6 protein-coding genes and 1 pseudogene are annotated in these 6980 nt (G+C 71.1%); 6 read left to right on the top strand and 1 reads right to left on the bottom strand.

The annotated features are described in order from the left end of the window. From ybgF to glmM, 5 genes are all read left to right on the top strand, one after another. Positions 1 to 457: tol-pal system protein YbgF (gene ybgF / locus FV242_RS31745; protein WP_147941701.1), on the top strand; the 457-nt coding region annotated here is incomplete at its 5' end. A 106-nt stretch (positions 458 to 563) separates the two neighbouring features. After that, on the top strand, positions 564 to 1574 hold the full coding sequence (gene tilS, locus FV242_RS31740) for a tRNA lysidine(34) synthetase TilS (RefSeq protein WP_147941700.1): 1011 nt from the start codon (positions 564 to 566) through the stop codon (positions 1572 to 1574). 147 nt (positions 1575 to 1721) lie between these two features. Further along, positions 1722 to 3644 carry an ATP-dependent zinc metalloprotease FtsH gene (gene ftsH, locus FV242_RS31735; RefSeq protein WP_147910788.1) on the top strand — a complete coding sequence of 641 codons (1923 nt, stop codon included), beginning with the start codon at positions 1722 to 1724 and terminating at the stop codon, positions 3642 to 3644. A 405-nt stretch (positions 3645 to 4049) separates the two neighbouring features. Further along, positions 4050 to 4796: a sulfite exporter TauE/SafE family protein gene (locus FV242_RS31730; RefSeq protein WP_147941699.1), complete on the top strand. Its 747-nt coding sequence runs from the start codon at positions 4050 to 4052 to the stop codon at positions 4794 to 4796. A gap of 134 nt (positions 4797 to 4930) precedes the next feature. Next, entirely contained in the window at positions 4931 to 6274 is a 1344-nt protein-coding gene (gene glmM, locus FV242_RS31725; RefSeq protein ID WP_147910786.1) for a phosphoglucosamine mutase, read from the top strand. Between the two features lie 48 nt (positions 6275 to 6322). Here glmM and FV242_RS31720 read toward each other — a convergent pair whose 3' ends face one another. Beyond that, positions 6323 to 6655, bottom strand: coding sequence for an MmcQ/YjbR family DNA-binding protein (locus tag FV242_RS31720; RefSeq protein WP_147910785.1), 333 nt, complete (start codon positions 6653 to 6655; stop codon positions 6323 to 6325). Between the two features lie 228 nt (positions 6656 to 6883). Here FV242_RS31720 and FV242_RS35940 point away from each other — a divergent pair. Next, positions 6884 to 6980: pseudogene (locus tag FV242_RS35940) on the top strand (porin family protein); the annotation flags it as partial.

Below are 6980 nucleotides of genomic sequence, written 5' to 3'. Positions count from 1 at the left end.
CGCCCGCACCGGCGCGATCCCGGTCCCGGCGGCCCGCCCCGCCGAGAGCGTGGCCGCCACCCGGACCGGAGATCCGTCCGCCGATTACGAGACCGCGGTCGAGCTCTACCGTTCCAAGCAGTACGAGCAGGCCGAGATGGGCCTGCGCCAGTTCATCCAGTCGCATCCCCGCGACAACCGGGTCGCCGGCGCGACCTACTGGCTCGGCGAGAGCTACCTGGCCCGCGGCCGCAACCGCGAGGCGGCCGAGCAGTTCCTGAAGGTCTCCACCGATTACGCCCGCTCGTCCCAGGCGCCGGACGCGATGCTGAAGCTCGGCGTCACGCTCAACGCGTTGGGCGCCCGCGAGCAGGCCTGCGCGACGCTCGCCGAGCTGGACCGGAAATTCCCCAATGCCGGCTCCGGCGTCCGCCAGGGCGTCGCCCGGGAGCAGAAGCGCGCCCGCTGCGCGGCCTGATCGGGGATCCCAAAGGGCGTGCCCTTTGGCGGGGTTCGGGGGCGGAGCCCACGAGATACCAGGGCTCTGCCCTGGACCCGCAAAAGGTCGGGGACCTTTTGAATCCATGACTGGACCGTCGGACGATCCGGTCCTCCGCGCCCTCGCGCCCTGGCTTGGTCGGCCCGAGCGCGGCGTGCTGCTCGCCGTTTCGGGGGGGCCCGATTCGAGCGCGCTGATGCACGCCGCCGCCGCGCTTGGGGCAACTGTGCGGGTCGCCACCGTCGATCACGGCCTGCGCCCGGATTCAGGCCCGGAAGCCGAGGGCGTCGGCCGGGCGGCCCGGGCGCTCGGCCTGCCGCACGCGGTCCTCGCCTGGGCTGGCTCGAAGCCCGGCACCGGCCTGCAGGACGCGGCCCGGGCTGCCCGCTACCGGCTGCTGGCCGCCCATGCCGAGGCGGTCGGCGCCGGCCTTGTGCTCACCGGCCATACCCGGGACGACCAGGCCGAGACCGTGCTGATGCGGCTTGCCGCGGGCAGCGGACCGGCCGGGCTCGCCGGCATGCGGGCCGAGCGCCCGCTCGCCCCCGGCATCACCCTCGGTCGGCCGTTCCTGGCCCTGCCGAAGGCGACCCTGACGGCGTGGTGCGAGACCCGCGGCATCCCGCATGTCCGCGATCCGGCCAATGCCGATCCGCGCTTCGCCCGCGCCCGCCTGCGCGCCGCCTGGACGGCCCTGGCGGCCGAGGGCCTGAGCCCGGCACGGCTCGCCCGCCTGGCCGAGCGGGCCGCCCGGGACGACGCCGCCCTCCGGGTCATGGCCGCACACGCCCTCGCGGCGGCTGTGCTCCCGGCAAAGAATACCGATGCCGCCGCGCTGCGCCTCGACGGCGCCGTGCTGGCGACCCTGCCGGAGGCCACGGCCCTGCGCTGTCTCGACGCCGCCCTCACCCGGGCCGGGGCCGCGCCGCGCCGCCTCGAGCGCCTGGAATCCCTGGTCCTCGGGGCGCTGCTGCCGGCCCTGCGCCGCCGGGAGCCGATCCGGCGGACCCTGGCCGGGATCCTGATCGCCGCGGATGCCGCCGGCACGGTCAGCCTGGCGGCCGCGCCGCCCCGCCGGCACAAGACCGCCGATTGACGGATAGATGCTGCCCTCGCCGCAGGGGGGAGCGGCTTACTTGGCAACGCAGCCCCCCCCGCCTACATTGGCGAGGTGTGCACGGATGGACCGGCAAAGCCGCGCGAGGTGTCCGTCTAGGGGGCCGCACGCACCAAGGATCGATCGATGAACCCGAATTTTCGCAACTTTGCCTTGTGGGTCGTCATCTTCCTGCTGGTGCTGGCCCTCGTCACGCTGTTCCAGAACCCGGGTCACCGGGGCGGCGGCAGCGAGATCGCCTATAGCCAGCTGCTCAACGATGCCGATGCCGGCAAGATCCAGTCGGTGGTGATCTCCGGGCAGGACGTGTCCGGCACCTATGTCGGGGGCGGCAACTTCACCAGCTACGCGCCCAACGACCCGAGCTTGGTCTCCAAGCTCCAGGGTAAGGGCGTGACGATCACGGCCCGCCCGCCGTCCGACAACACCCCCTGGTTCATCCAGCTGCTCGTGAGCTGGCTGCCGATCCTCGTCTTCATCGGCGCTTGGATCTTCCTCAGCCGCCAGATGCAGTCCGGCGCCGGCCGCGCCATGGGCTTCGGCAAGTCCAAGGCCAAGCTCCTGAACGAAGCGCACGGCCGCGTGTCGTTCGACGACGTCGCGGGCGTCGAGGAGGCCAAGGAAGACCTCCAGGAGATCGTGGAATTCCTCCGCGACCCGCAAAAGTTCCAGCGGCTCGGCGGCCGGATCCCGCGCGGCGTGCTGCTCGTCGGCCCGCCCGGCACCGGTAAGACGTTGATCGCCCGGGCGGTCGCGGGCGAGGCCAACGTGCCGTTCTTCACCATCTCGGGCTCCGACTTCGTCGAGATGTTCGTGGGCGTCGGTGCCAGCCGCGTGCGCGACATGTTCGAGCAGGCCAAGAAGAACGCGCCCTGCATCATCTTCATCGACGAGATTGACGCGGTCGGCCGCCATCGCGGCGCCGGCCTCGGCGGCGGCAACGACGAGCGCGAGCAGACCCTGAACCAGCTCCTCGTGGAGATGGACGGGTTCGAGGCCAACGAAGGCGTCATCATCATCGCGGCGACCAACCGCCCCGACGTGCTCGACCCGGCGCTGCTGCGCCCGGGCCGGTTCGACCGCCAGATCATGGTGCCGAACCCGGACGTCACCGGCCGCGAGCGCATCCTGCGGGTCCATGTCCGCAAGGTGCCGCTGGCCCCCGATGTCGACCTCAAGGTGATCGCCCGCGGCACCCCCGGCTTCTCGGGTGCCGACCTGATGAACCTCGTCAACGAGTCGGCGCTGCTGGCGGCCCGTCGCGGCAAGCGCATCGTCACGATGCACGAGTTCGAGGACGCCAAGGACAAGGTCATGATGGGCGCCGAGCGGCGCACCCTGGTGATGACCGAGGACGAGAAGCGGCTCACCGCCTATCACGAGGGCGGCCACGCCATCGTGGCGTTCAATGTCCCGGCCACCGACCCGGTGCACAAGGCGACCATCATCCCGCGCGGCCGGGCGCTCGGCATGGTCATGCAGCTGCCCGAGCGCGACAAGCTCTCCATGAGCTTCGAGCAGATGACCTCGCGGCTGGCGATTATGATGGGCGGCCGCATCGCCGAGGAGATGACCTTCGGCCGGGACAAAGTCACGTCGGGCGCCCAGTCGGACATCGAGCAGGCGACCCGTCTCGCCAAGATGATGGTGACCCGCTGGGGCTTCTCGCCTGAGCTCGGCACCGTGGCGTACGGCGAGAATAACGACGAGGTCTTCCTCGGCATGTCGATGGGCCGGCAGCAATCGGTGTCGGAATCGACCGCCCAGAAGATCGACGCCGAAGTCCGCCGCCTGGTCGAGACCGGCCTGGAGGAGGCCCGGCGCATCCTGGCCGAGCACAAGGACGACCTGGAGGCGCTCGCTCAAGGGCTGCTCGAATACGAGACCCTCTCGGGCGACGAGATCCGCAACCTGCTGAAGGGCCAGCCCCCGCTCCGCGACGGCGGCGACGTGCCCCCGACCCCGGCCCGGGGCTCCTCGGTCCCCTCCGCGGGCCGTGGCCGCCCGAAGGAGAGCGACGGTGGCCTGGAGCCGCAGCCGCAGGCCTGATCCCGGTCGACGACGATACTAGAAGGGCGCCGCGAGGCGCCCTTTTTCGTTGGGTTTTCCGCGTCAAGCGGTCTCCGGCCGTGAACGCTGTGGCGCGGGTCCCCTCTCCCGTTAGCGAGAGGGACAGGGTTGAGGGGACGGGTTCTTCCGGAGAGGGCGTATCCTTCACCCCTGCCTCTCTCGCACGGGAGACGGGGCACGTCGCGATCAACGCCGACCGATATGTGAACCCCCCGGATCGCCGCGCAGCGAGGGCGCGTCTCGGTTCCGGACCGGAGCCTCCAGCCCCCCCTGACAATCCGCCCCGGCTGTCCGCGAACACCCCCCGCAAGCTCGGCCGGAGGCTCGGATCCGGTGGGCGAATCGGAAAGACCGGGAGCGGGATCTTTCCGAGCCGCGTACCCGATGGCGTTGTCCGTTTATCTCGTCGTCGGCTTCGGGGCCGCGGTCGCCGGGTTCGTGCAGGGGCTGTCGGGCTTCGCCTTCGGGCTCGTGGCCCTGTCGTTCTGGGCCTGGGTGATCGATCCGCAACTGGCCGCCGTCCTGGCGGTGGCCGGATCCCTGACCGGCCAGATCGTGGCCGCCGTGACGGTCCGGCGCGGCTTCGACCGGGCCCGCCTCGCCCCGTTCGTGCTGGGCGGGCTGGCCGGGATTCCGCTGGGCGTGCTCCTGCTGCCGCACCTCAATGCCGACTGGTTCAAGCTGGTGCTCGGCACCCTGCTGGTCGTGTGGTGCCCGGCGATGCTGCTCGCCAAGGACCTGCCGCGGATCACCGTGGGCGGGCGGCTGGCGGATGCCGTCGTCGGCCTGGGCGGCGGCCTGCTCGGCGGGCTCGGCGGCTTCACCGGCACGCTGCCGACCCTGTGGTGCGTCCTGCGCGGCTACGAGCGCGACGTCCAGCGCACGATCATCCAGAACTTCAACCTGACGATGCTGGCGGTCACGATGCTGGTTTATCTCGGCTCCGGACTCGTCACCCGGACGGCGCTGCCGATGCTGGCCGTGGTGCTGCCCGCCATGCTGATCCCGGTCTTCCTCGGCACACAGGTCTATGTCGGCCTGAGCGAGACGGCGTTCCGCCGGGTGGTGCTCGGCCTCCTGACGGTCTCCGGCGTGACGCTGCTCACGGCGGCGCTCCCGCGGGTGCTGTAGCGCCCCGCGCCGGGGCACGCCGCATTTCGACCGTCTTTGTCGGGGAGCACCCGGGGCAATCCAATCTGCTAAGTTCTGTCGCGCTACTCTGTCGCCGCGTTGGCCGGACGAGAGGCCCGGCACCGGAGATCGTGATGGCGCGCAAGTATTTCGGAACCGACGGCATCCGGGGCCGGGCCAACGGGGTGATCACCCCGGAACTCGCCCTGAAGGTCGGCCAGGCGGCGGGTCTGGTGTTCCAGCGCGGCGACCACCGCCACCGGGTGGTGATCGGCAAGGACACCCGCCTGTCGGGCTACATGATCGAGACCGCCCTGGTGGCGGGCTTCACCTCGGTCGGCATGGACGTGCTGCTGCTCGGCCCGGTGCCGACCCCCGCGGTGGCGATGCTGACCCGCTCGATGCGGGCCGATATCGGGGTGATGATCTCGGCCTCGCACAACGCCTTCGAGGATAACGGCATCAAGCTGTTCGGGCCCGACGGGTTCAAGCTCAACGACGCGATCGAGCGTGAGATCGAGGAGCTGATCGACGCCGAGCTGCACACCAAGCTGGCCGGCTCCGCCGACCTCGGCCGGGCCAAGCGGATCGAGAGTGTGCACGCCCGCTACATCGAGTTCGCCAAGCGCACCCTGCCCCGACACGTGACCCTCGACGGCCTGCGGGTGGTGGTCGATTGCGCCAACGGCGCCGCCTACCGGGTCGCCCCCGAGACCCTGTGGGAGCTCGGCGCCGAGGTGATCGCCATCGGCACCGAGCCGGACGGGTTCAACATCAACCGGGATGTCGGCTCCACCGCCCCGGCCGCCCTGGTCGCCAAGGTGCGCGAGCGCCGGGCCGATATCGGCATCGCGCTGGACGGCGACGCCGACCGGGTGCTGATCGTCGACGAGAAGGGCCACGTGGTCGACGGCGACCAGCTGATGGCCGTGGTCGCGCGCTCCTGGCAGGAGGACGAGCGGCTCACCCAGCCGGGGCTGGTGGCCACCATCATGTCCAATCTCGGCCTGGAGCGCTTTCTCGGCGGCCTCGGCCTGTCGCTGGCCCGCACCGCGGTCGGCGACCGCTACGTGCTCGAGCACATGCGCGAGCACGGCTACAACCTCGGCGGCGAGCAATCCGGCCACATCATCATGTCGGACTACACCACCACGGGCGACGGCCTGGTGGCGGCCCTGCAGATCCTGAGCGTGGTGCAGCGCCAGGGCCGGCCGGTGAGCGAGGTCTGCCACTGCTTCGACCCGCTGCCGCAGATCCTCAAGAACGTCCGCTACCGGGCCGGCGAGCCGCTGAGCCAGGACAGCGTGGTCAGCGCCATCGCCCAGGCCCGCGCCCGGCTGGGCAATGGCGGCCGCCTTGTGATCCGCCCCTCCGGCACCGAGCCGGTGATCCGCGTGATGGCCGAGGGCGACGACCGCGGCCTGGTCAACGAGGTGGTCGACGAGGTGGTCGAGGCCGTCACGAAAGTCGCAGCCTGAGGTCGGGGGTCCCGAGGGGCCCGCGGCCCTTCGGCGGGGCTTTCGCGCTCACGCATATGCGGCGCGCAGCAAAGCGGGCGCGGTGGTCCGCCACGCCGCCAGCAGGGCGGCGCGCAGGGTCTCCTCCTCGCACGGGTCGAGGTCGAGATTGGTCCAGCCGCGCCGGCCCCAGGCGCCGTCCAGGGGCGTGAACAGGTCCGGCTCGGCCTCGCACAACGCGGCCTGGTCGGCCGGGGCCAAGCGCAGCACCACCCGGTCCTCCTCCACCCACAGGGTCGCGAAGACCCGGCCGCCGACCCGGAAATCCGGGTTGCCGCGGTGGGCGCCCGCCACCGTCTCCGGCAGCATCAGCGCCAGGATGCGCACGTCCTCGGGCAACACCGGCTCAGCCCGATCCGCCGGCGGGCGTCGTCGTCGTCCTGACGGTGCGGGATGGTGCGGGCAAGACTAGCAAATCCTTCCCTGGGGTGCAGGTTTGCGGACCGTAAGCAGCCGGCAAGGCTAACATTTAACGTTAAGCCGGATTTAAGACGTTCGATCCATCCTTCGCCTCGTCAACAGAGCCGGCATGCCAAGCCTCCGGCACACGAGTCTAGTGAAGGAATCTCCATGGCCCGCTCCAAGCTGAACGCTTTGGTGCGCAGCCTGACGCTCGCGGCGAGCGTCGGCGCGCCCTGCCTGGCCGCTGCCGCGGACCTGTTGCCCC

Origin of the sequence: Methylobacterium sp. WL64, from assembly GCF_008039945.1 — a bacterium.
GTDB lineage: Bacteria > Pseudomonadota > Alphaproteobacteria > Rhizobiales > Beijerinckiaceae > Methylobacterium.
The sequence above is the reverse complement of the archived record's forward strand: the minus strand, read 5'-3'. Positions and strand labels throughout refer to the sequence as shown.